Genomic DNA, 24,055 nt, shown 5'->3' with positions numbered 1-24,055 from the left:
CGAATCATTGTAGGGTGCTCACTACGCACCAATATTCGTAATATCCGATCCGCAACGTCCGGCTGCGCCGGATTCGCGGCTGAAGCCGCTCCTACAGTTCAATCCAGGATCCGAATCATTGTAGGGAGCGCACTGCGCACCAATACTCGAAATCTCAGATCCGTAATCCCCGATCCGTGATATCTGATCTTATATGGCTGCAACATGCCATCCATGGCTATGGTACATAAACCACCAGGGGTCATTCCGCCTGTGTCAGCTTAATGCCGGATTCTTCTTCATTGCGTAATTCCACGGCAATACTTTTCGATGTCGGGGTGTTGCTGAATTCACCCAGCGATTCCAGTGGTACCAGCGGATTGGTTTCCGGATAATAAGCGGCTACGTTACCCGCCGGGATATCATAAGGCACCAGTTTAAAGCCCTGAACTTCGCGCACGATACCATCGTCCCACAGGGATTTGATGGTTACCGGTTCGTCGCGATTTAAGCCCAGACGCTGAATATCTGCCTGATTAATAAACACGACTTTACGGCCGCCTTTGATACCGCGGTAGCGGTCATTGAGGCTGTATATGGTGGTGTTGTACTGATCGTGAGAACGTAGAGTCTGCATAATCAGTGTGCGTTCGGTGAGTTGCGACGCGGCGCGATCCGGCAGAATGCTGGTTGGCAGTTTGTGGGTGTGAACCACGGCTTTGCCTGCATTTGTTTTCCAGTTGCGATCGCGGGCGGAGTTGCCCAGATAGAAGCCACCGGGTTCGGCGATTTTGGCATTAAAATCGTCAAAGCCTGGAATAACGGCTTCGATATGATTGCGGATAACATCGTAGTCCGCCGCCAGTGCATCCCAGTCTACCGGGAATTTACCCAGAGTGGCTTCCGCGATACCGGCAATAATGGCGGGTTCCGATTTAAGCTGATCTGACAGTGGCTCCAGTACACCACCGGAGGCGTGGACCATGCTGAAGGAATCTTCCACCGTAACTTTCTGCACGCCATTTTTTTGCATGTCGATGTCGGTACGGCCCAGACAGGGCAGAATCAGAGCTTCTTTACCGGTAATTAAATGCGAGCGGTTGAGTTTGGTGCTGACCTGAATGGTCAGTTCGCAATTACGCAATGCAGCTTCCGTGGCTTCGGTATCCGGTGTTGCAGAGGCGAAGTTGCCGCCCATGCCCATAAAAACTTTGGCGCTGCCGTCACGCATGGCGCGGATGGCTTCAACCACGGAATGGCCATGACTGCGTGGTGGCTCAAAATCAAAATGTTGCGCCAGCGTATCAAGGAAAGCGTCGGACGGCTTTTCATTGATGCCCATGGTGCGGTCACCCTGTACGTTGCTGTGACCACGAACCGGGCAGGCTCCGGCGCCGGGTTTACCAATATTGCCGCGCAGAGCGAGCAGGTTAACGATTTCATGAATCGTGGCGACAGAATGTTTGTGCTGGGTAATGCCCATAGCCCAGGTGCAGATCACGCTTTCGGAGCGTGCATAAATACGGGCGATGTATTCGATTTCGTCACGACGGAGGCCGGACTGATCGGTAATTTCTTTCCAGCTGGTGTCAGCAACGACCTGCAGATAATCGTCCATGCCACTGGTATGTTGAGCGATAAATTCGTGATCGAATACTGAGTCGTTGTTGTCCTGGGCGATTTCTTCCAGTGCCATCAGGGCTTTTACGATACCGCGTACCACGGCCATATCACCGCCGATTAACGGGCGGAAATACAGATCGCTGATTTCTTCTGCGCTGTTGGTCAGCATTTCCATAGCGTGCTGCGGGTCCTGAAAACGCTCCAGTCCGCGTTCTTTAAGGGTGTTAAAGCTCAGCACTTTGGCGCCGGCTTCACGTGCTTCGCGCAGGGTTGCCAGCATACGCGGATGGTTGGTGCCTGGGTTCTGGCCAAAGACAAAAATGGCGTCGGCTTTATTGAAGTCTTCCATTTCCACTGTGCCTTTACCGATACCAATACTGGAAATCAGTGCGTAGCCGCTGGCTTCGTGGCACATGTTGGAGCAGTCCGGGAAGTTGTTGGTACCTACTGCACGACCAAATAACTGGTATAAAAAGGCGGCTTCGTTACTGGTTCGGCCGGAGGTATAGAATTCAATTTCGTCCGGCGAATTCAGACCTTTTATGGTGTCGGCAATCAGCTGAAAAGCATCGTCCCAACTGATCGGCTCATAATGATCTGTGCTGCGGTTGTAACGCATTGGCTGGGTCAAACGGCCCTGATATTCGAGGTAAAAATCGTTTTGCTGCAGCAGCCAGCTGACCGGGTATTTGGCAAAAAAATCCGCGCCAATGGTTTTGCTGGTGGCTTCCCAGTTGACGGCTTTGGCGCCGTTTTCACAAAAACGGAATTTATTCGGGTCTTGTTTATCGCCCCAGGCGCAGCCCGGGCAGTCGAAGCCATCCTGCTGGTTGGTTTTCAGCAGACTTTTAATATTGGAAATCCGGTTCTCACTTTTCAGCCAGAAACGCGCGGTGCTTTTTAACGCACCCCAGCCGCCGGCCGGACCTGTGTAGGGGGTAAATACGGGATTATCTTTGCTCATAAATTTACTTCCGGATGTCTTCTGCGCTCTGGCTGTGAGCGTCTGAATCGGATTGATCGGATGAATCATTCTCTGCTTGCAGGGCATAAACCCGTGCGGAATCTTTTCGCGGTAAATGCGTCACCCGAATGCGATAGCGTTGTGCCAGTCTGACCGCCAGCGTGCTGGGCGATGACAGATGAATAAGATCTGGCAGACCACTGCGGGCTGCCTTAATGACCAGCTCAGTGCTGCAGCGGCTGCTCATCAGCACGGCACACTGGCTGAGATTGATGTTCTGAGTGAGGGCGGCACCGATGACTTTATCCAGTGCGTTGTGGCGGCCAATATCTTCACGACACAGCAGCGGATTCAGCTGTTGGTCGAGCAGCAGGGCGGCGTGAATACCGCCGGCGCTCTGACCCAGTTGCTGAAATTCGCTCAGGCGTCCGCGCAGATCTTCCAGTGCCCGGTAATCCTTCGGTTCGCTGAGCGGCAGTGCTTGCAGATCAGGAAATACCTGCTGCATAGTATCGGTGCCACACAGACCGCAAGACGACGCACCGCGGCGGGCACTGCGCTGTTGTTGCAGAAAGCGTTTAAACGCCTGCGGCTGCAGCTGAATATCGGCATTCAGATGCTGAGCACTGAGGTCGTTTGCGCTCAGGTCGTGCCCGCTCTCCGTTTGCTCAGACTGGCGGATATGAATAGCGCGGATGTCATCAGTGCTGCGGATCAGGTCTTCACTGAGGGCGAAGCCTTTGACGAAATCTTCAACGTTCAGCGGTGAGATCATCATGATGGCGTGCAGCACGCCATTGCAGGATACCGCCAGCGGCACTTCTTCGACCAGCAAAGCGCTGTCGCAGCGGTCGGTTGCCGGAGAATAGTAGGCGTACAGGTCGGAGCCAGAGTGCGTCGGCTGCAGCCTGGAACGGTCTGCCGCCCCGATATCTGCATTCGGGTCTGGCATAAGAATTTTCTGCTGTCGTGGCTGCTGTAGTAACTGCTTTAGTATTTGCTGATGCTGAGCGTTATTTTTATTGGCGCTGGATTTGGTCGATCCGGGCCTTCACTGCTCATACACCGGATAAACCGGCTTCAAAAAAAGGCCTGTTCACACTTGGGAAATGACTGACTGAATGAGGCCTTATCCAGTCAGTGTGAACAGGACATGCTCAAAGTTTATGCACAGGGTGTTAAGGCGTCCAATTGCCAGTAATGATGCAGTGATAGACAGCGTCGATCACTGGCCTGAATAGCAGGCGGTAAGATCAGACCCTGAGATCAGCCATTGATTGGATAGGGACTTATACCGGTGGCGTCAGCGCCACCTGCTGCATCAGTGCCTGTACCAGAGGGTTGGCGCTGTAGGCTTCACGCCGACAGACCAGGCCCAGCGCGGGTTGCAGCAGGTTATCCTGCAGCGCCAGCACCTGCAGCTCGGCAGGCACTGCAACCGGTGCCGGTAGTGGAATCAGGGTGCAGCACAGGCCGTGGGTAGTCGCTTCCAGCAGGTGCTCCACAGAGTCAGATTCGAGCACCGGATTGAGCTCGGTATTGTGTGCTCTGGCGCCACGGTCGAGGCCCTGACGGAAACGCATTGTTGTGGTCAGAAGCCCCATGGGCAAGGCGCTCAGGCTCTGCCAGGGCACGCCATCCCTGCTGTGAGGAATGCTGTCGACGGGGAAATAATCCGGGTGAAACAGCAGCCCGACATTGGGCGAGCCAAGGGCGTGGACGTGGTAGTCCTCCATCTCGATCTGCGACAGGTAAGTCAGGCCAATATCCAGCTGATTGCTCTGCAGCTTGTCGAGAATCTTACCAGAGGGCAGGGCATTGAGGCTGAAGCGGATGTCCGGCGCCTGGGCTCTCAGGGTTTTCAGCAATGGCATCAGCCCCACATGACTGAGTGGCACCATGCCGATGCGCAGGGTTCCGTTGAGGGTGCCATGCAGGCGCCGTGCTTCTGTCTTCATTCCGGTGAAGGCCCGTACTGCCTGGCGTGCCCAAATAAGTAAGCGCTCACCTTCTGGCGTGAATCCCTCAAAACGCTGGCGGCGTTTGATCAGGGTGACGCCCAGTTCTTCTTCCAGATTACGCAGACGCATCGACAGCGTCGGCTGGGTCACATGGCAGGCCTCTGCGGCGCGGCCAAAATGCCGTTGTTCATCAAGCGCACAAAGAAACTGCAGCTGGCGAATATCCATACAGAAAATACTGGTTTGATAGATGAGATCAATGGAGCATACCACACAGCCGCTCCTGCGGCAGGCTCTGCTGCGGGTCTTGAGATGCGCATCTGTCCATGGCGCAGGACAGCCTGATGCAACTGCCGTAAAGATGGAGCTGGTATGATTCCGGTTTGCATGATGGCAGATACTGACAGTCAGAATCCGGACAGGAGCGGACAGCATGAAGATCGTAAACGAAGAGGCGTTTGAAATATCCGGCTTCGGTGGCGTGCGCGAACGCGTGCTGCTGCTTGACCGCGCGACATTTGGCGCAGGGCGGGTGCCGGATGAATGCTTTGATGCCTTCGGTGGTTGCGTCTATCTCGCCAACGCCTGGTTCCTGCCCGGGGGCGAAACCGGCATGCATCATCATGACGGCATGGATATCGTCAGCGTGATTCCGCGCGGGCGTATGTACCATCAGGGCAGTCATGGCACTGGGTATAACAAAAGCCCGAATGACGATGGCGGCAACTGGGTGAATGCCGGGCAGACGCAACTGCAGCGGGATGGCAATAAAGGCATCCGCCACAATGAGCTGAACCCCTCCGACAAAGTGCAGCCTATGATGCAGGTTTGGATCAAACCCGAACCCGGCAGTGCTGCACCGGAATATCATGTGCTCGACAGTGAACCCAACGGCCTGACCTGTGTGTATGGCGGCGAGCTTTTTCCGGCGCGAATGCGGGTGGATATTCTGCGGTTGGATAGTCAGCGGTTAAACAGCCGTGCAGGAGATGACGAACGTGTGATGCATGAGATTAGCAGCGCGGAAAGACATGGTGACCTTGCAGCACATACCAGTCGTTTTGATTACCATTTCAGCGCAGATGAGGGTCCGTTATTAATGTTTGTCTGGCAGGGGCGCGGAGAAATCCGTGAACCACAGGCAGGAAGTACCGATGGTTTTGATGGTGGCAATTGCAATGGTAATAGCGACGGCAATGGAAATGTCGATGTGCGGACATTTCAGCGTGGCGACCTGATTTTTGCCCGGGGTTGTGACGTTTATGCCAGCGAAGAGTGCGGCATGATGGTGATCCGCGAAAGCGTTTGCAGAACAGATAAGCCGGAGGTGTAACCCGACGTATAACCGATTAAAAACCGGAATGGATTTACAGTAGCGGCTTTGTAGAAATGGGGTTGTAGAAGTGGGTCTGTAGGAGCGGCTTCAGCCGCGAATAAACATAATGGGCCTGCGGCCATCGGAGCTGAAGCACCTCCTACATCGCGGACGTTTTGAATAGGCTGCGATGTTTCTGTAGGAGCGGCTTCAGCCGCGAATCCGGCACAGCCGGACATTACGTGAATGCGCCTGCAGCCATTAAACCCAACGTACCTCTTACAATCGCGAAAACGCACTTCTCCCACCTGCACTGATTGAAATACCCGCATTAAAAAATGGCGTGACGGCACCCGGTACCTGCGTGGCCTTCATGACACACTGCACCCACAGTTTCATATTCCAATAATAAAAACAGCGGTGCAGACCTATGAAAAGTTTCAGCAATAAAGTCGCAGCGATCACTGGCGCGGGTTCCGGTATTGGCCGCGCTCTGGCAGGAAATCTGGCCGAGGCCGGATGCCATCTGGCGTTGAGTGATGTGAATGGTGAGGGCCTAAAGGAAACCGCGGCCATCGCCGCCCGTTACGGCGTCAGGGTCACTACCGATCTGCTTGATGTATCCGATAAAAACGCTGTGTATGCCTGGGCAGATAAAGTCGTCGCCGATCATGGCCGCGTAAATCTGATTTTTAATAATGCCGGGGTAGCGTTATCCGGCACCGTGGGTGGCTTATCGCTGGACGATTACGACTGGATTATGGGTATTAATTTTAACGGTGTACTGTTCGGCACCAAGGCTTTTCTGCCGCATCTGGAAGCTGCCGGCGAAGGGCATATCGTTAATACTTCCAGTGTCTTTGGTCTGGCGGCACAGCCGCTGATGAGCGGTTATAACGCCGCTAAATTTGCCGTGCGTGGCTTAACGGAATCCCTGCGTCAGGATCTTGAAGTCAGTGGTTCCTGTGTCAGCTGCAGTTGTGTGCATCCGGGCGGCATTAAAACCAATATCGCCCGGGATTCACGCAGTACCGAAAGCGCGCAGCAATTAACCGGGCAGAGTGCGGAAGACGCGGCGAAAGAATTCGAAAAGCTGTTTATTACTACGCCGGATAAAGCGGCGCAGGTGATTCTGAAAGGTGTGCAGAAGAACCGCCGGCGGATTCTGATCGGCCCGGATGCACGCCTTCTCGATCTGATGGTGCGCCTGTTCCCGACTGGGTACCAGAAGGTGTTCACCCGCATGATTGCCTTCAGCCGCAAACGGGCGCTGCGTAAACAGAAGCAGAGACAGAACACGACTCCCGGCCCTAACCCCAATAACCGCAAGGCCGCAGCCGGCGGGCGAGGGGACGTATAAACCCGCAATGTAAGAGCCAATCCTGCAGCTTCTTTTAAAGCCGGCTGCAGGCGCTTTGAAATCCCGCTGCAGGCGCTGTGAAAGCTGACAGCTGGTCTTCGAAAACCCCTCGCAACATCCAGCAACCCCTCGCAACATTCCTCAACATCCCGCAAGCTCCCACAAACCAGGCCAAGCCCGGCGACCAGCAGGCTTACTCTGTGCTCTGTTAGCCCTGTTCAGGGAGTAATCCCGATTCCACGACCATAAATGACATTCTGATGGAACAATCCAATCCACCGGGACCAGCGTGTCTGGGGGGCATCAAGGGGTGCATCCTGCTGAGCCTTCTGTTAAAAACAGACAACAGAAAAGCAATAACGACTGCTATGCATTCGATAAAAACCCCGTATACAACCCACAAACCTCCCATCTACAACCCGTAAATGACAAGAATAAGAGGCCGCAGAATATGTCTATCTGGTTTGCTACTCCCGATATTGCCGCATTAAACCGGCAGATGGAAAATACCGCCTGTTCCAATCTGGGCATCGAGATCATCGAATATGGTGATGACTGGATCAAAGGCACCATGCCGGCGGATCACCGTACTTTTCAGCCTTTTGGTCTGGTGCACGGTGGTGCCAATGTGCTGCTGGCGGAAACCCTGGGCAGCATGGCTGCCAATCTGTGTGTGGATAACAGTAAACACATGACGGTAGGGCAGGAAATCAATGCCAACCACCTGCGTGGCGTGCGCTCGGGTACTGTCACCGGCATTGCAAAAATTGTTCATCTTGGCCGCACTTCTCAGGTTTGGGAAATCCGCATGTACAACGATGACGATAAATTAAGCTGTATTTCCCGTCTGACCATGGCGGTGATTCCGGCACCGTAAGTTATTGGTAAAGGCGCTGACAAAACGGCAATAAAAAAAGCCTGAGCAGTCATGCTGTTCAGGCTTTTTTTTGTTTCTGAATTTTCTTGCTCCGGGGTGACAACTGCAGGAATGACAACTGCCGAAAGTCAGTGCTGTTGCTCGTCCAGTTTACGCGCCAGTGCTTCAGCAGCCTGAATACGCTCTTCGGTCGCCGGGTGCGAACTCAGATAATCAAAGAATCCTGGTGGGCTGTTGCGGCCTGCACAATGGTCTTCGCAGGTTTCATCCGGGTTATCCGCTGAGCTGTCTGAGGAATCGGTTGGTGGGAAAATATCCTCCCGGTGGCTGGCTTCCAGTACCCGCATGGCATCGGCAAAATCCTGCGGGCTGCGGCCCAGATGCTGCAGTTCACTGAAGGCAAACTGATCCGCATCACGTTCCATATCGCGCGAAAACGAAGCCTGCATCAGACTGCTGCCGGCACCCAGAATAATTTCTCCCATGCCTTCCACATCACCGAACATCATCACAAACAGCATGGACGTGATGGTGCTCTGGGTCAGAATTTTCAGACTGTGCCTGTGCTCCACATGACCAATTTCATGCAACAGAACAGCGTCCAACTGCTGTGGATTATGTTGCATCAGGCGGGCGATGCTGTCGGTCACAATCACAGTGCCATCCGGCAGCGCCATGGCGTTAGCCCCCAGTGCCCAGCTGCGGAATTGCAGGGAATAACGTTCCGGCGGAATATCCAGCTGCTGCAGAATTCCGTGCCAGCGCTGGCGGATATCATCCTGTGTCCGGGCGTCCAGTTCGCTGGGGTCCATATACACGCGGTCGATAATTTCCAGACTCTGGGCACCGAGTTCTTCACCGACCACATCGGGCAGATTCATGGCGACAAAATCGCTGCTGGCGGGAATGACTTCGGTGACCATCAGCCAGAGGAACAGTGGCAGAAACAAAGCAGCGGCCAGTACGGTGCTCCAGTGGCTTTCCAGCCATTCGGTCAGCGTCTGGCCTTTGCTTAAATGTTTCCAGCGCAGGCTGGCATCGTCGGGAATAAAGCGGCTGCTGTCCGTAAAAATCAGGTCGACCGGCAGACCGGCGATGGCTTCACTGAACTGATAATCGCCGTGGCGGGCACTGGCTAACAGCGCGCTGCTGTCCTGCTGCAGAATGCGTACCTGCTGATCCGTGATCCAGGCATCGGCTTTAACGGTATGGCTGCCGTTACCGGCCTGATACAGGCCGGTAATGCGTTGTTGATCACTCACCGGATCAGGTCAGGGACAGATCAACATCAAACAGACCAGCGGCTTCTTCACCAAAGGCTGAATGGGTTTCTTCGACTGTGTTAGCCAGATTGTCGATGGCAGGTTCCAGTGTCACAGTGGTCGCTGCAGCGAGGAATTTCTGCTTACGGATACGGGTAGCCGGATAGCCCAGGCCCAGCGTAAACAACACGATCAGTGCGTTGGTAATCATCAGGCGGGTAAATGGCATCAGACGCACATCAGAGTGGGTTTTAAAAATACCTGGGGCACTTAGATTATTAAAAATATGGTTGCGGATCACGCTTTGGTAGAAAGCGGAAATCAGGTAGATGACAAAAACCATCGCGGCGATAACCACCAGGTTACCGGCCAACAGAGCAATCAAGGCGGCGACGCCAGCACCTTCGCTGAGTCCGCTGGATGAGGAAAATGCGGCTGAGGCAGACAGGCCAATGACCGAAAGAAGAATACTGAGCGCAATTCCACATAAAAACGCAATGCCGATACACATGATGATCGCTTTATAGTATTCGCCAGGCGAAGTATTCAGGGTAAAGCGCTGACCGCCATAAGTAGCATTTTCGTAGGTGTATTTCTGAATGCGCTGAATCACCCAGGGCATGGCCAGATAAAGAGTAATAACGCCTAAAACCGGCAGCAGGAAGAAGTGTACAAACACGCCACCATAAGTGCCTTCAAAGGAAAACCGCACACCACGGTAGGCGGAGTTACGTAGGGTAAATTTCAGCCCCTGAATAATCAGCCACGGCGTCATAATCAGCAGCGCCAGCATCATCACAGCACCAATAGCCGGATTCAGGCTGGACAGAACACCAAACATGATAAAGAAAATCACCGCCAGAATGCGGCCACGCAGGATCTGCACAGGTTTGGCCAGATAATGAAAGCGATGACCTTCAATCTGAGTGTGGCCATACAGATATTGGTTGTTACGCACTTTGGCCCAGGCGCTGTAAATTCCCAGCGTAATAATGCTGAGTAACAGATTAACCAGCCAGAGTTTGGTGAAAGCCGCTTTGCTGCCGGAGAATTCAACGCTGGCAGTTCGGTCTGAAGGGGCAGGAATATTTCCCACCGGTAATTCCGTTGGAGACATAATTTACGTCCTTGTATCAGATTGAGGGTTTTATACCGGACTCTTCCGGTAACAGCATCCTGCTGGCAAATAGTCTGCGACCAGAGGTTCTGTGACCAGAAGCCAGTGACTGTCTGACCAGCAAGCCGGATATCATACACGTTTTCAGCGCGGCAGAAGTGAGAGATGCCTCGCAATAAAAGACATGCTTGACCGCCATCAAGGATTGACCCGTTCAGCCGTATTCTGCGGATGCCTGCTCAGGAGGACGGCAGGCTGACACTCAATGCCTGATTGATCAGGTGTTGCCTGGAAATATTGCCCATGGAAATCAGAGTGGTCATATCTTCACGGCCGAGAATCCGGCGCGTAATAGCGCGTGGTTTTATGCCCTGGCGGGCGAGCTCCTGCGCTTTGGCACAAAGCTCCAGCAGATTATCGCGCTTGTCTTTTAAGGCCTGATAACCGTCTTCAACGATGCCTCTGTGAGGGCAGAACAGAATATCGAAATCCAGCGCCAGCAGCGTATTCAGGCTGTCGATCAGCTGTTGCAGATTCTCATCACTGCGGAAGTGCTTGAGTGAGCGGGCGATATACATATCACCGCTGAACAGGTATTTCTGTTCTGGCAGAAAGAAGCAGGTCAGGTCTTTGGCGTGGCCGGGCGTGTGCACCGGAATCACCGGGCTGCCATCACTCAGAGTGATCTGCTCCGGGTAGGGCGCAGTATCCACCGGTTGCGGACTGCCCCAGATCAGACGTTGCAGTGGTGGCGTGTAATAGCCGTTGGTCAGCTTATGCCGCGCCTGTTGCGGGGCAAAAGGCACGACCCCGGTGTGCTGACGGATGCGGGCAGCATTACCGCTGTGATCTTCATGGTGATGGGTAATCAGCAGCTGGCGCAGCGGTGTCTGTTGCCATTCCGGCTGCAACGTCTGTTGTACTTCTGCCCATTGATTGGACGGGCCGGTATCAATCTGGGTGTCGCCGATGCGATAGACGATAAAGGTGGTGTTGATGCCCAGATTAAAGCGCCCGACCCGGGTGCCCAGTACGGTGTGCGTGCCATTGTCGTAGCGGTAGTGATTGCGGATGCTCATATTATCGTTATATGCCTGTGGCGTTTTGCTGAGTAAGCGCTCAAGTATCGGCAAAGTGCTGCAGGAGTGGAATGGCCGGAGTGGTCATATTCAGTGACAAATCCGCCAGCAGGGGCTGAAGCGCCAGTACGGCGGAATCGTCCAAATTTCGTACATTTCACCGCTATCCACCGGGTTATTGGTAACTTATCCAGATACTTATCCACAGACTTATGTTGGTGGCATGATTTTTTTCCCCTGTTCATACTTCCGGTCGATTGTCTGTGTGCAAACTCTGCGGCAATCAGCACTTGTCATCTGCAACTTTCTGTGGTCCAGCTGAAAGCCCGGCGGGCCCAGCTTATATGCTGATATTTAAGGGTTTTTTAATATTTTTTATGTCTGGTTAAAAAATAGCCAATCTGTAGGATCAGCCGTTATTACAGGGGTACGACGAGTTTCCCAAAATATATTCACAGAATTACCCACAGATTCTGTGGGAAAAAAGTCGTTGACACCTGAAACTTATGCACAAATGCCGCGGCTGGGGAAATCTTCCTGCAATCCGGGGAAAGGTAAGAGCCCACAGCGGAATCAGGGGTATGAGCAACCGGCTGGCGGCGACAGACTGCAGTAAGCAAAAGACAGCAGCGGGGAGCAAATGGGAAGACGGCGCTTGCGGCTGAACAGAAAAATTCGGGGAAGCAGAAAAAAGAAAGGCACAGCGAATAATCCGCTGTGCCTGAATAATCGGGATGAACCTGCTTCGGCCTGATCGTTCCTAAGCAGCTTGCTCTGTATGTCCTTATATTCATCCCTTTGATGGGTTGTGAGCCACCCTCATAGCTCACAGTTTCAGAATATGCCTGATGCCCGATTTTGTCTCTGTGACAGGATGTCGCACTAATTGCGTTGGGTATTAATATCGCCTGGAAAGCATCCACTCCCGGCATTAGTCAGTGGCATCAGTCACCAATGTCACGCTGTCATTATTCTGCAATCTCTCTGCAACATAACCTTAAGTAAACAGCAACTGACCTGTCATGCGCTGCCCCTTAAATAGGCTGCGTTCACTAACGGCGGAAGCGCGATGACAGTTACACGGCGCAGTTTTCTTGTTGGTTCTTCCCGTGCTGCAGCAGGTCTGGCTGCAGGGGCATTAGCGTCGCCGGTACTGGCGAAGACGCTGCCTGCTGATCCTGCCTTACCCGGTGTCTTCCGCAATAATGCCTTCCCGTTTCAGCATGGCGTTGCCAGTGGTGACCCACTGACCGACCGCGTCATCCTCTGGACCCGTATTACGCCCCCGGCGGACGCTGAGCTTTACAGCATTCCTTACAGCTGGCGCATCTGCGCCGACCCGCAACTGCGCAGTGTGATCAATCAGGGCACTGGCTATACAGATAACAGCCGTGACTTTACGGTGAAAATCGACGCCACTGGTCTGCGTCCCGGGCAAACCTACTATTACGTATTTGAAGCACTGGAGCAGATGTCCGATGTCGGACGCACGCGCACGCTGCCGGAAGGGCAGGTGGATCGTCTGCGTATCGCATTTACCTCCTGCTCTAATTACGCCCGTGGTTGTTTTAATGTGTATGCCGAGCTGGCGAAGCGCACGGATCTTGATGCTGTGCTGCACCTTGGCGATTACATCTATGAATACGCCGATATTGAATCCAGCCTGAGCACCGGGCGGGTGAATATTCCGGCGGCAGAAACCATTACGCTGGATGATTACCGTCAGCGCCATGCGCTATATAAAACCGATAAAGATTTACAACAGGCGCATCGTCAGCACGCCTTTATGGTGATCTGGGATGACCATGAAGTGGCCAATAACGCCTGGCCCGGTGGCGCGGACAATCACACTGAAGGTGAAGAAGGCCGCTGGGATGACCGTCTGCGTGGTGCCGTGCAGGCATACATGGAATGGATGCCAATCCGCGAACATGACCGTGGTATTTACCGTAACTTCCGTTTTGGTGATCTGCTCGATCTCAACCTGATGGATACCCGCCTGGCCGGTCGTGATGCCCAGGCCGACACCATGGAAGACCGCAACCGAGAAGAACGCACACTGCTGGGCTATGAACAGGAAGCCTGGCTGGAAGAAAAACTGACTGCTGCACAGCAGGAAAATGTGCGCTGGAAAATTATGGGGCAGCAGGTCATGGTCGGGCAGCTGGGCACCAACCAGCGCCCGTTTAATTATGATCAGTGGGATGGCTATCCGGCAGCCCGCCAGCGGCTGTTTGATTCTGTGCGCCGCGCTGAGGTTGAAAATTTCGTCGTGCTCACCGGTGACATTCACTCCAGCTGGGCGATGACCTTACACGAAGATCCGTTTGCCGACGATCCGGGTGCCGCGTTGGGCGTTGAGCTGGTGACGCCAGCCGTTACTTCCCCTGGGATTGAAAATCAGACTCAGGCGAGTCTGGCGGCAACGTCGCTGGAATCCCTGTTGCCGCATCTGAATTTTGTCGATTTTTACTATCGTGGTTATGTGCTGCTGGATATTACCCATGAGCGTATGCAGGCCGAATGGTGGGTGGTTGATAATATTCTTTCGCACCGTTACGTCAGTGAATGTCTGCGTGCTCTGGTGATTCCTGCCGGTGAATCCACACTGCAAGCGGCAAGCGCCATCAGTCAGCCGCGTCAGGCTGCACTGGCGGCACCGGATTTCCCCCGCAGTCTGGCATGGATGCGTCACTGGCGCCGTGATGCCCAGGTTTCTCTGCTCGACGGTATGCTGGCTGACCGCTCACTGGTTAAATAGTAACGCTGGTTGAATAAACCACTGATTCTCTCTTCTCTTTTCTTTCTTCTCGCTTGCCTCTTGGCTGATTTTATTGCCAGCCGCTGAATAACCACTTTGTCATAGCATGATGGCGGGAATTATCACGCTTTACTGACCCCAGTCATCAACCGCAACCGATACCCTGAATATGCTGAAATAAAGCAATCCTGGGTCTTTGATCGAGTAATAAAAGTATCAGCAGGGATTGCCGCATAACAACAAATTCAGGAATAACTATGCATGATCTCGCGATTCTTGCCATCATTTGGGTGAGTGTTTTTGCTGCCTCATGGCTGGCCGATAAAACCCGCTTAACGCCGGTGCTGTGGTACCTGTTCTGTGGGGCAGTGATGGTAAACCTCGGCATTCTGCCGACTGAAATGCCGGTGTTTATTACCGACTTTGCCGAATTAGGCATCATCGTCATTATGTTTGCGCTGGGTTTTGAAGAAGAAACCGGCAATTTTCTGCGCAGTATTAAACGCAGCTGGGGCATTGCACTGTTTGGTGCCATTGCACCCTTTGCGGTTGCGTATGTGGCTGCTATGGCATTCTGGGATAATCAGAATCTGGCGCTGATGTGTGGTCTGGCGATGACTGCCACTGCCGTCTCTCTGACCATGGTGTCTCTGAAAAGCGAAGGTCTGAGCAATCGCCCGGCGGCCACCGGCATTATGACGTCAGCAGTACTGGATGATATTGGTTCGCTGGCGCTGGTGGCTATTATGGTGCCGATTGCCACCGGCGAGGCCAGTGTCAGCCTGGATGGCATTCTGCTGATTCTGGGTAAAGCGGTAGCCTTCTTTGTGCTGGTGACTGTGATTGGTGGCTGGCTGTTTCCGGCAAAAGCCGGCTTCCTGCGTAAAATTCCTGTGATCGGTAATTTCGGGCTGCGTGAAGTGCTGTCTATGGGGCGTGGTGAATACACCGTGCTGTCACTGCTGCTGATCGCCGTTACCGTCGGCTTACTGGCCCACGAATTCGGTTTTCATCCGGCTGTGGGTGCTTATATGGCCGGGCTGATTATCTCGCGTGAATACTTTGAATTTCATCAGGATAAAGAAATCGACTTTCACAAACAGGCGCGGGAAATTATCGAAAACGTCGCTTTCTCCTGGATTGGACCTGTGTTCTTTGTCAGCCTCGGAACGCACCTGATTTTTGATGGAGATATTCTTCTGTCCGTTGTTGAAGAGTCAGTAATTCTGTTTGTCGCGCTGTTTATCGGTCAGGTGCTGTCCGCGGCGCTGGCAGCAAAATACACAGGTGGTTTTGACTGGGCAGAAAGCTGGATGATTGGCTTTGGTATGTTAGGGAGGGCAGAGCTGGCATTTGTGGTGATGGACATCGCTTACGTGCAGCATCAGATTATGTCGATCGAAGCGTTTTATACCCTGATGCTGGCGGCGTTTATGCTTAACTGCTCCGTGCCGCTGACCATCCGCTGGTGGAAAAGCCGTTACGCTTAAGTGGAAGCGCTGCAGTAATAAGTAGCGTATTTAATGAATAAAAAGCCGCTGCACTGCAACTGCTGCGGCTTTTTTAATGGCCTGTGTATTACCGGGTCACTCAGCCCCTTCAGCCGAGCAAAAAGCGCCGGGCATCGGCGGCAGAAAGCACCGGAATTTCTTCCATCGGCATATGGCCGCAGTCATCGTACATAATGACGTCTGACTGCGGCAGTGCCTTAGCGAAACGCTGTGCATGTTCCGGTGGAATCCACTTATCCTGCTTGCCCCACATCACCAGCGCAGGTTGTATTATCTCACGGATCAGTTGTGGGTTAAAACCAGCCCGGTTGCGGATAAACCTTAATACCCGTGCGCCGGCCTGGCGATTACCGGGACGCAGCCAGAGTTCGTAATAACGGGCTAACACTTCATCACTCAGACGCTCAGGCTGCGCATAAGTAGAGCGCAGCATGGCACGGAAGGCGGCGCGCGGTGGTGCTGCCCGGGAACTTAACCAGCCCCCCAGCGGCAGCCCCATCAATAACAGACCGGTGGGTGGAATAAAAAAGAAGCCGGCGCTGTCGAGCAGGATCATTTTTTCCACTTTATGCGGAAAGCGCGCAGCGAATTCCCAGCTCATCCAGCCGCCCAGTGAATTACCGGCGACAAAGCAGCGACGGATGCCCAGAGCATCGGTGAAATCATTGAGAAAATCGCTGTAAAGAAAGCGTTGCATGCCAGCTGGATGTGGACCGGTTAAGCCAAAGTTGGGACTGTCGAGGCTGATAACACGGAAATCCTTACTCAGAATCTCAGTCCAGTCATTCCAGGTATGTAAAGAAGAGAAAATGCCATGCAGCAGTATCAGCACCGGTGCATCGGCGTCGCCAACGTCGCGGTAATGAATCTGCATCCCCTGCAGGTTGAGGTAACGTGAATCAGGCATTTCCAGACTGGGCCTGAGTTCATCCAGTGGTATCGCGCCGCTTTCACTGATCAGAGTTTGCCAGAAGGTCATCATCTTCTCCGACTGAGATATTTTTTGTTGTTATATACGACCTATATTGCCTGTATATGGCAGTGACGCAAAAGGGGGTTTTACGCCATAAACGTGATCCGTTCGATTACTGTTTGGCGTAAAAGTGGTGGTACACTCCCGCCACTGATATTCACAAGGACATAACAGACATGGAATACATCCTGAATAAAATCTTTTCGGTCGAAGTTTTCGCCCTCATTTTCATCCTGATTGTGCTGAAGAAAAGCATTATTTTTGTGCCGCAGAACCGTGCCTGGATGATTGAACGTTTTGGTAAATATCTGGCCACCCGTGAGGCGGGTCTGAATTTTATCATTCCCTTTGTTGATCGCATTGCCGCTGACCGCAGCCTCAAAGAGCAGGCCGTGGATGTACCTAGCCAGTCAGCGATCACCAAAGACAACATCACTCTGTCGGTGGATGGTGTGCTCTATTTCCGTGTGCTGGATCCGTACAAAGCCACCTATGGTGTGGATGATTATGTGTTCGCGGTGACTCAGCTGGCGCAGACCACCATGCGTTCTGAACTGGGTAAAATGGAGCTGGATAAAACCTTTGAAGAACGTAACCTGCTCAACACCAATATCGTAACCTCCATTAACGAAGCCTCTGAGCCATGGGGTATTCAGGTGCTGCGTTACGAAATCAAAGACATCGTGCCACCAAAATCCGTTATGGATGCCATGGAAGCGCAGATGAAAGCGGAGCGTGTTAAGCGTGCGCAGATTCTGGAATCCGAAGGTGACCGTCAGTCGGCCATTAACGTCGCGGAAGGCCGTAAACAGGCACAGGTTCTGGCGGCAGAAGCGGACAAAGCTGAACAGGTACTGCAGGCGGAAGGTGAAGCCCAGGCTATTCTGGCGGTGGCTGAAGCCCGTGCCGAAGCGCTGCGTAAAGTGGGTGAGGCGGCGAATACGGAAATCGGTCAGAAAGCGATTCAGCTGGATCTGGCGACCAAAGCCATTGAAGCCAAACAGGCGATTGCCAAAGAGTCCTCTGTGGTACTCTTACCGGATCAGGCAACTGATGCTTCCTCCGTGGTGGCTCAGGCGATGACCATTATCAACTCGCTGAATGCGAAGGCGTAATTCATGGATGTGATTCTCAACAACCTGCCGGAGACTTTGATGGTCGCCGGCATTGCCGCTTTGATTATCGAAGTGGCGGTATTGGGACTGAGCACGTTTGTATTGCTGTTTCTCGGCGCTTCCATGCTGATCACGGGGCTGGCCATGACCTTTGGCCTGCTGGCGGACAGCGTGACCACTGCATTGTGGAGCAACAGCATCCTCACTGTACTGCTGACGGCGGTACTGTGGAAGCCGCTGAAAAATCTGCAGAATCAGTCGCGTAAAGCGCACGTACAAAGCGACTTCGCCCGCGACAGCTTTGTGCTGGAAGACGATGTCGATCAATCCGGTGCTGCGACCCGTCTGTATTCCGGGATCCGCTGGCAGCTGAAAAGCGAGCAGCCGATCTCTAAGGGCACACGGGTAGAAGTCGTGCGTTCTGACGTTGGCGTCATGTGGGTAAAGCCCTGTGAGTAAAGCCCTGTGAGGATGCCCGCGCTGACAGCTGATTCACGCCTATGATCGATTTCATGACAGTCCAGACGGACTGGTCCTGGCTGGCCAATCCGTCTGGTTTATTTCTTATGGCCTTTCTGGCCGCCAGTCTGTTGCCGTTTGGCTCCGAATGGTTACTGGTGCTGCTGGTGACGCAGGGCGGTGATCCGCTGCAGCTATGGCTGGTGGCATCCGCCGGCAATGTGCTCGGCAGTTGCCTCAATTACGTGCTCGGCCTGTGGGCCGAAAAATGGGTGCATAAGCACAGTGAAGCCACCGGTTGGGATACTGCCCGACGCTGGTATCAGCGCTTTGGTGTGTGGAGTCTGTTGTTTGCCTGGGTGCCTGTGGTCGGCGATCCGCTGACCTTTATCGCCGGGCTGATGCGTGCCCGTTTTGTGCTGTTCTTACCCCTGGTGATTATCGGTAAGGCCACGCGCTATGCGCTGGTGATTGCGGTCGTTATCTGAACCTCTGTTGTCAGCTGCGGGCTGATTGCTATCTGCAAACTGATTATTTTCTGAATCGTGGTCGTCCAGCGCCAGACTTTGCTGCCTCTCCCGCTTGCAGCGTTTATGTTCATACATCAGGGCGTCTGCCGCGGCCACCATCTGCTCAAAGGATGCCGGGTCCTGTTGCTGCGAGCGCAATACCTGACCGCTGCTGAAGCGGATCTTTAACTCTGTCTGGTCGTATTTTACCGCTTCCTGCAGACGCTTCAGTGCGGTATCCGGGGTGTGATCTTCCGATACTACGGCAAATTCATCACCGCCGACCCGCGCCACGACGTCGGATTTACGGAAGGTGCGGCGCAGGTGACCGGCAAAGCGCCGGATCAGTTCATCGCCGGCCTGATGGCCATGCTCATCATTGGTTTCTTTCAGGTTATCCAGATCAAAGTAGAGGATGCACAGCTCTTTGTTCTGGCGCACCGATAACTCATACAGGGTTGAACCAAGCAGATGAAAACCACGGTAGTTATACAGCTGGGTAAGCTCATCCACCATCATGGCTTTGCGCAGATGGGCTTCCACCCGGTTGGTGTACAGCGCAATCCAGGCAACCAGCAGAATGATGGCCAGACTCATAACTGCGGCAAGAAACGCAGCGGTTTCCTGGGCACTGATCCAACCCTGCAGATACATCATTTCAGTGAAGGTGATGATCGCCAGCGGCATAAACAGGCTGAGCGGCAGCGTGACCCGGGCGATGCGGTTGCCAATGCCGTTATTGGTGATGAAGACATGGAAGCTGTTGGCGTCAGAGCCGGTGATCATACTGCCGATCACCAGCCACATTCCCAGCAGTGTATGTGGTGCGGTGCGGATATCGGCACTCTGGCCGATCATCGTCGTGACCTTGTAGATATAGCCAGCGGTAATCACCACACCGAGCATCAGCATAAAACTCAGCAGGACATCGCAGATCACCCGTTTACAGCGCGGATTGATATGCACGACAGCGATATAGGCACCGGCGAACACAAAAAATAACGCGGTCTGTATCGACATGCGGCCATAACTGCCAGGTTCGTGCTGCAGCAGAAATAGGTAATCCGAGGTGACATTATCTTGTGCTGCATGGCCATAGAGTGCGTTCAGGCACAAAGCCGTCAGTGCGGCGGATAACACCAGTGAATATCTGCTCAGGTGCGGGTGATGGCTCAGCATATAAAGGCAGGTAACCGTCATCAGCAGACACAGCGCGGTACTGCCTTTCATCATATCCCAGCCCTGCGGCATCCAGTCAGACAGCCCGCGCAGACTCCAGCTGAGCAGGATGACTCCCGCAAGCAGCACAGCGAACAGGGTCTGCAACCGGTGCAGACGCTGTGCTTTGCTGCTCAGCTGATCAGGATCGGCGCCTGGCAGCAGGGCTTTAATCCTTATGGAATCCTTGTTCATAAGTGTACCTGTATCATTCCCTGTACGGTGTTACGCAGACTATCCTTCAGTGCGCAGGTTGGCGGTAGAATCGTGACCGATAATAATAAAATTCGCGCGCTATAAACATTAGACCTTGATCAGGAAATAGTCAGTAAATTATGAGTTTCATTTTGTGCTGGATTGAATATACCGCCCTACCTTTGGACGAATCTGTCCGGCAGAACTATCACCACTGGAACAGTGACGAGATATATCAGGCGATCAGCAGCGGCAATGTAAGAGTCAATGGACAGCCTGCGCAGCCGGATCAGCAGCTTGTACCATCGGACCAGATTGAGTTGCTGTTACCTGATCACACAGAAGGTGAAACCGATACCCGCTGGTCGTTATTATGGGAAACGCCTGAGCTGATGGCGGTACACAAACCGGCGGGGCTGCCGGTATCGCGTACCACTCGTAATCTGTTCAACACCCTGATCAGTCTGGTCAGACGCGCAACTCAGCATAAAAGTGCTCATCTGCTGCACCGGCTGGATGCAGAAACCTCCGGCCTTATTTTATTGGCCAATTATGACCACGCAGACCGTAAATGGAAAAAGCGTATAGACCGGCTGATTCAGGCCAAACGTTATCACGCATTGGTGTGGGGCAATCCACAATGGCAGGAAAAAGAATTCAGCTGTTATCTGGCAGAAAAAAACGACAGTGCCATTCGTACCAGAATGCACATTGTTGAAGAAAACGAAGAAGGTTGTGTGAAAACACCAAAACTGTCGATAACCCGCTTTCGTGTGAAGCAACAGTTTGATGGTTACGCGCTGATTGAATGTGAATTGCTGACAGGGCGCAAACATCAGTTAAGGGCACAGCTGGCGCATCTTGGTCATGCCATTATCGGCGATAAAATTTACAGTCAGCAGGGCCGTTTTTATTTAAAAAGACTGGAGCAGGATTTAACCGCAGAAGATTACCGTACGCTTGGTGCGGAACATCACCTGTTGCACGCTTATCAGCTGCAGCTGGATACCGGACGGGAGCAGGTGACACTGACAGATGATGATTATCCGCAAGCATGGGCGCGCTATCTGACACAATAACGTGCAGTGATATGGTGACCGACTGACTGATGGCAAGAAGGAGAGGAGGAAAGAAGGTTACAGTTCGTCGATATTTTTTATGATAAACGGATGGCCGCGGAAAGCACCGCCGTCGATGTAAATCCGGTTGCCCAGGCGCAGTTCATGGTCGGTAATATTGTGACCATAAATAATCCAGTCTATGCCACCAATGCTGCCAGGCTGGCGATTGCGGAAAGGCTCTCTGGCCCAGATTGCACGGCGGGCCTGTTCACTGTCCAGCTGATGAAAATCCTGCCAGTCGCTCAGTGGATAGTCGGCATGAATAACGCCGATACGTTCGCCATGTTTGTTTTCCAGTTCGATAGCCAGCGGCAGTGATTCAATTTTGTGGAACCAGCCGGGCCATTCTTCGTCTTCATCATAGTTCAGAATCCATTCGCCACCGTGCTGCAGAATCAGCTCACGCGCCTCTGCGGATTTTTCACAAAAGCCTTCGTAAATCAGTTGCTCATGGTTACCGATAACAGCAAAAAACCAGGGCTCATCGAGTAAAGCCAGCGCCTGAGCCGGTTCAGGACCACGATCAACCAGATCGCCGGTACAGAACAGGCGGTCTGTCTGATAGTCAAAACCGATCATTTCCAGCTGTTGCCGCAGAGCAGTGACGCAGCCGTGAATATCGCCCACAACAAAATCCCGGCCGTATTGATTGCGGGCAAAGGACTGTCGTACGGGGAGTATGTTCATAATCAACAGATTCGGAACTCAGATGTTATCCGTAAGGATACTCCAGCTGCGTTTTCATACAAGGGACAGGGCCGGTGTAGTGCCGGGTGAGCGCTGACTGCGTGATTGTTGGAAGCTGGCTGGAAGTGAGTTTGTGTGTTCTGCAACGCTGAGGCCGCAAGGTGCGTCTGATTCGCAAGACGAATCTGACTCGCAAGGCTCAATACTGGCGGCTTATCCTTCCTGTGAAGGGAGTGGCCAGACAGAAGATAATTCAGCCTGCTGATTACGGTCGGCGTGTTTCTGCTGATACATGAACATATCGGCTTTCTGCATCATATCGTCGAGAGACATTCGGCTGTTGACGGTGCTGTAGGCGCAGCCGTAACTGTAGCTGATTCTGTAAGGCACTATGTCGGCAGAATTCAGTGTGGTCATCAGCATCTCCAGCCGGCTCAGGGAAGAGCTGGGTACTTTGGCCATGCACAGCACCACAAATTCATCGCCACCGACACGCCCGACCAGATCGGTTTTACGGAATGAATCGCTGAGCAGATCGGCAAAGCGCCGTATCATGGCTGAGCCGGTATCATGGCCGTGTTCATCGTTTACTTTTTTCAGATGATTCAGATCGAAATAAATCATGCACAGTGGCAGGCCATGACGTTCAGCCTGATCCATCATGCGGCCAGCCATCAGGCGGAAACCTTTCAGGTTATAGACCTGAGTCAGCTCATCAATGATCGCCTGTTCGTGCAGCTGAGATTCCAGACTGCGGATACGGAAAATCAGCAGGTAGACAGTGATAAACATGCTGATGCTGACGATGCTCAGGGTCAGTGCAGCAGCCAGCGGAATATCGAAAATGCCTTTGGAGGCCAGCGTAGCACCAGAGATGATACATACCAGCGGGATCACATAGGTCAGCGGCAGAATTGAGCGGGCAATATGGCCGGCCATGTCACGGCGTACGAGTAACGTGTAAAAGCCCTTGTTCAACGGGTGAGCAATCAGGCAGTAGGTGATCAGCAACATACAGGTCATGGTGGGCACAGAGACCCGGATGTGACTGCCCTGATCAATCAGATGGTTTGCTTCAAAAATAAACCCTGCCAGAAATATCGTACACAGCGACAGCAGAATCAGCAGCAGAACATTGGTCAGCCAACGCGATTGAGCACGCCATTCCATAGCGATCAGACCTGACCCCAGAGCGACAAGAAACACAGACGTCTGTAGAGAAGGCGAGTGAGGTGCTGGAGGGTTGGGATTATTCTGCAGGAAAGTATTAAAAATCAGGTGCTGATCTATCAGGTGGTAAGCCATTGATGATACGGCAATAAACACAATGCCGACGGCAGACATGGTGTTGGTGAGACCATCGTAATGGTGACGGCTGGCATGCAGACAGACGACCGCAAGAAAGAATCCCAGTGCGGTATTCGGATGCATGTAAGACCAGCCTGCAGGCAATATGCTTCCCAGCGTTTTTGACTGCCAGGCGATAATGACAGTAATACAAATAACCGCAACGACAAACATAACCCCAAGACGGCTGACGAAGGCAAAGTGCTCCAGCGCCGGGTCGTTATCTGGTTGCAGATATTCTGCTGAGTCAGTCATTAATCTTCCGTGGCCAATAAGAAACAAAAGGGAGTCAGATAAGTATCGCCAATTCTGCCCGGATTGCGAAAATATGTACGCAATAATACGGTTGCCTGAGCCGGTATGGGTAGAAAGTCATATAAAAAATAAGGTTATGTAAGGCTTTGTTACGGGTCTGTGAACATGTGAATCCTGTTGAGAAAAAAGATGGTAAGACCTGGGGGCAGGATGGCCGGGCCTGCGATGTTTTTGCAGGAGCGGCTTCAGCCGCGAAGGTTGTGAGTGGGTGGTTTATTGCAGGAGCGGGTTCAGCCGCGAATCCGGCGCAGCCGGACGTTACGGATATTGGTGGGCGGAACTGAAGCTTAACTCCTGTATTTCAGTC

General features: G+C 53.0%; 19 protein-coding genes. 9 read left to right on the top strand and 10 right to left on the bottom strand.

What is annotated here, in order from left to right:
- Window positions 1-241: 241 nt before the first annotated feature.
- From B2Z72_RS04680 to B2Z72_RS04670, 3 genes are all read right to left on the bottom strand, one after another.
- Complete coding sequence (locus tag B2Z72_RS04680; protein ID WP_296980236.1) at window positions 242-2,566, bottom strand: FdhF/YdeP family oxidoreductase; 2,325 nt, start codon at window positions 2,564-2,566, stop codon at window positions 242-244.
- A 4-nt stretch (window positions 2,567-2,570) separates the two neighbouring features.
- A complete protein-coding gene (gene fdhD / locus B2Z72_RS04675; protein WP_296980238.1) occupies window positions 2,571-3,518 on the bottom strand; it encodes a formate dehydrogenase accessory sulfurtransferase FdhD in 948 nt (315 codons plus the stop codon).
- Window positions 3,519-3,855: 337 nt separating this feature from the next.
- Entirely contained in the window at window positions 3,856-4,800 is a 945-nt protein-coding gene (locus B2Z72_RS04670; RefSeq protein WP_296980240.1) for a LysR family transcriptional regulator, read from the bottom strand.
- A gap of 160 nt (window positions 4,801-4,960) precedes the next feature.
- Between B2Z72_RS04670 and B2Z72_RS04665 the strand changes: the two genes are divergently transcribed.
- From B2Z72_RS04665 to B2Z72_RS04655, 3 genes are all read left to right on the top strand, one after another.
- On the top strand, window positions 4,961-5,860 hold the full coding sequence (locus B2Z72_RS04665) for a hypothetical protein (protein ID WP_296980242.1): 900 nt from the start codon (window positions 4,961-4,963) through the stop codon (window positions 5,858-5,860).
- Window positions 5,861-6,272: 412 nt separating this feature from the next.
- Window positions 6,273-7,202: an SDR family NAD(P)-dependent oxidoreductase gene (locus B2Z72_RS04660; RefSeq protein ID WP_296980243.1), complete on the top strand. Its 930-nt coding sequence runs from the start codon at window positions 6,273-6,275 to the stop codon at window positions 7,200-7,202.
- A gap of 451 nt (window positions 7,203-7,653) precedes the next feature.
- Complete coding sequence (locus tag B2Z72_RS04655) at window positions 7,654-8,079, top strand: hotdog fold thioesterase (RefSeq protein ID WP_296980245.1); 426 nt, start codon at window positions 7,654-7,656, stop codon at window positions 8,077-8,079.
- Window positions 8,080-8,207: 128 nt separating this feature from the next.
- Here B2Z72_RS04655 and B2Z72_RS04650 read toward each other — a convergent pair whose 3' ends face one another.
- From B2Z72_RS04650 to B2Z72_RS04640, 3 genes are all read right to left on the bottom strand, one after another.
- Window positions 8,208-9,341, bottom strand: a complete 1,134-nt coding sequence (locus tag B2Z72_RS04650; protein WP_296980248.1) for a M48 family metallopeptidase — start codon at window positions 9,339-9,341, stop codon at window positions 8,208-8,210.
- Between the two features lie 4 nt (window positions 9,342-9,345).
- Entirely contained in the window at window positions 9,346-10,458 is a 1,113-nt protein-coding gene (locus B2Z72_RS04645; RefSeq protein WP_296980251.1) for a YjgN family protein, read from the bottom strand.
- Window positions 10,459-10,697: 239 nt separating this feature from the next.
- Window positions 10,698-11,537, bottom strand: a complete 840-nt coding sequence (locus B2Z72_RS04640) for an MBL fold metallo-hydrolase (RefSeq protein WP_296980253.1) — start codon at window positions 11,535-11,537, stop codon at window positions 10,698-10,700.
- A gap of 1,069 nt (window positions 11,538-12,606) precedes the next feature.
- On the opposite strand from B2Z72_RS04640, the gene B2Z72_RS04635 reads away from it, so the two are divergent.
- Window positions 12,607-14,298: an alkaline phosphatase D family protein gene (locus tag B2Z72_RS04635; protein ID WP_296980254.1), complete on the top strand. Its 1,692-nt coding sequence runs from the start codon at window positions 12,607-12,609 to the stop codon at window positions 14,296-14,298.
- Between the two features lie 257 nt (window positions 14,299-14,555).
- Window positions 14,556-15,788, top strand: coding sequence for a cation:proton antiporter (locus B2Z72_RS04630; protein ID WP_296980256.1), 1,233 nt, complete (start codon window positions 14,556-14,558; stop codon window positions 15,786-15,788).
- A gap of 109 nt (window positions 15,789-15,897) precedes the next feature.
- On the opposite strand, the gene B2Z72_RS04625 is transcribed toward B2Z72_RS04630, so the two are convergent.
- A complete protein-coding gene (locus B2Z72_RS04625; RefSeq protein ID WP_296980258.1) occupies window positions 15,898-16,788 on the bottom strand; it encodes an alpha/beta fold hydrolase in 891 nt (296 codons plus the stop codon).
- A 170-nt stretch (window positions 16,789-16,958) separates the two neighbouring features.
- Here B2Z72_RS04625 and B2Z72_RS04620 point away from each other — a divergent pair, with 170 nt between their 5' ends.
- Genes B2Z72_RS04620 through B2Z72_RS04610 form a run of 3 tightly spaced genes read left to right on the top strand, consistent with a single transcriptional unit; the run spans window position 16,959 to window position 18,844 of the window.
- Window positions 16,959-17,897, top strand: a complete 939-nt coding sequence (locus B2Z72_RS04620; protein WP_296980261.1) for an SPFH domain-containing protein — start codon at window positions 16,959-16,961, stop codon at window positions 17,895-17,897.
- A gap of 3 nt (window positions 17,898-17,900) precedes the next feature.
- Window positions 17,901-18,356, top strand: coding sequence for an NfeD family protein (locus B2Z72_RS04615; RefSeq protein WP_296980263.1), 456 nt, complete (start codon window positions 17,901-17,903; stop codon window positions 18,354-18,356).
- Between the two features lie 53 nt (window positions 18,357-18,409).
- Entirely contained in the window at window positions 18,410-18,844 is a 435-nt protein-coding gene (locus B2Z72_RS04610) for a YqaA family protein (RefSeq protein ID WP_296980265.1), read from the top strand.
- Here the strand turns inward: B2Z72_RS04610 and B2Z72_RS04605 are convergent.
- Window positions 18,782-20,278 (bottom strand): diguanylate cyclase, encoded by a 1,497-nt coding sequence (locus B2Z72_RS04605; RefSeq protein WP_296980267.1) that lies wholly within the window; start codon window positions 20,276-20,278, stop codon window positions 18,782-18,784. The genes B2Z72_RS04610 and B2Z72_RS04605 overlap by 63 nt on opposite strands.
- 140 nt (window positions 20,279-20,418) lie before the next feature.
- On the opposite strand from B2Z72_RS04605, the gene B2Z72_RS04600 reads away from it, so the two are divergent.
- Window positions 20,419-21,357 (top strand): RluA family pseudouridine synthase, encoded by a 939-nt coding sequence (locus tag B2Z72_RS04600; protein WP_296980270.1) that lies wholly within the window; start codon window positions 20,419-20,421, stop codon window positions 21,355-21,357.
- 57 nt (window positions 21,358-21,414) lie between these two features.
- Here the strand turns inward: B2Z72_RS04600 and B2Z72_RS04595 are convergent, their stop codons facing one another.
- Together B2Z72_RS04595 and B2Z72_RS04590 are read right to left on the bottom strand one after the other, a co-directional pair.
- Entirely contained in the window at window positions 21,415-22,086 is a 672-nt protein-coding gene (locus B2Z72_RS04595; RefSeq protein WP_296980273.1) for a metallophosphoesterase, read from the bottom strand.
- 213 nt (window positions 22,087-22,299) lie between these two features.
- Window positions 22,300-23,688, bottom strand: coding sequence for a GGDEF domain-containing protein (locus B2Z72_RS04590; protein ID WP_296980276.1), 1,389 nt, complete (start codon window positions 23,686-23,688; stop codon window positions 22,300-22,302).
- Window positions 23,689-24,055 lie beyond the last annotated feature (367 nt).

Source organism: Thalassolituus sp. UBA6592 (genome assembly GCF_002433655.1).
In the GTDB taxonomy this organism is placed as follows: Bacteria; Pseudomonadota; Gammaproteobacteria; order Pseudomonadales; family Oceanobacteraceae; genus Venatoribacter.
Note: the sequence above shows the minus strand (reverse complement) of the source record. Positions and strands in the feature narration are given on the sequence as shown.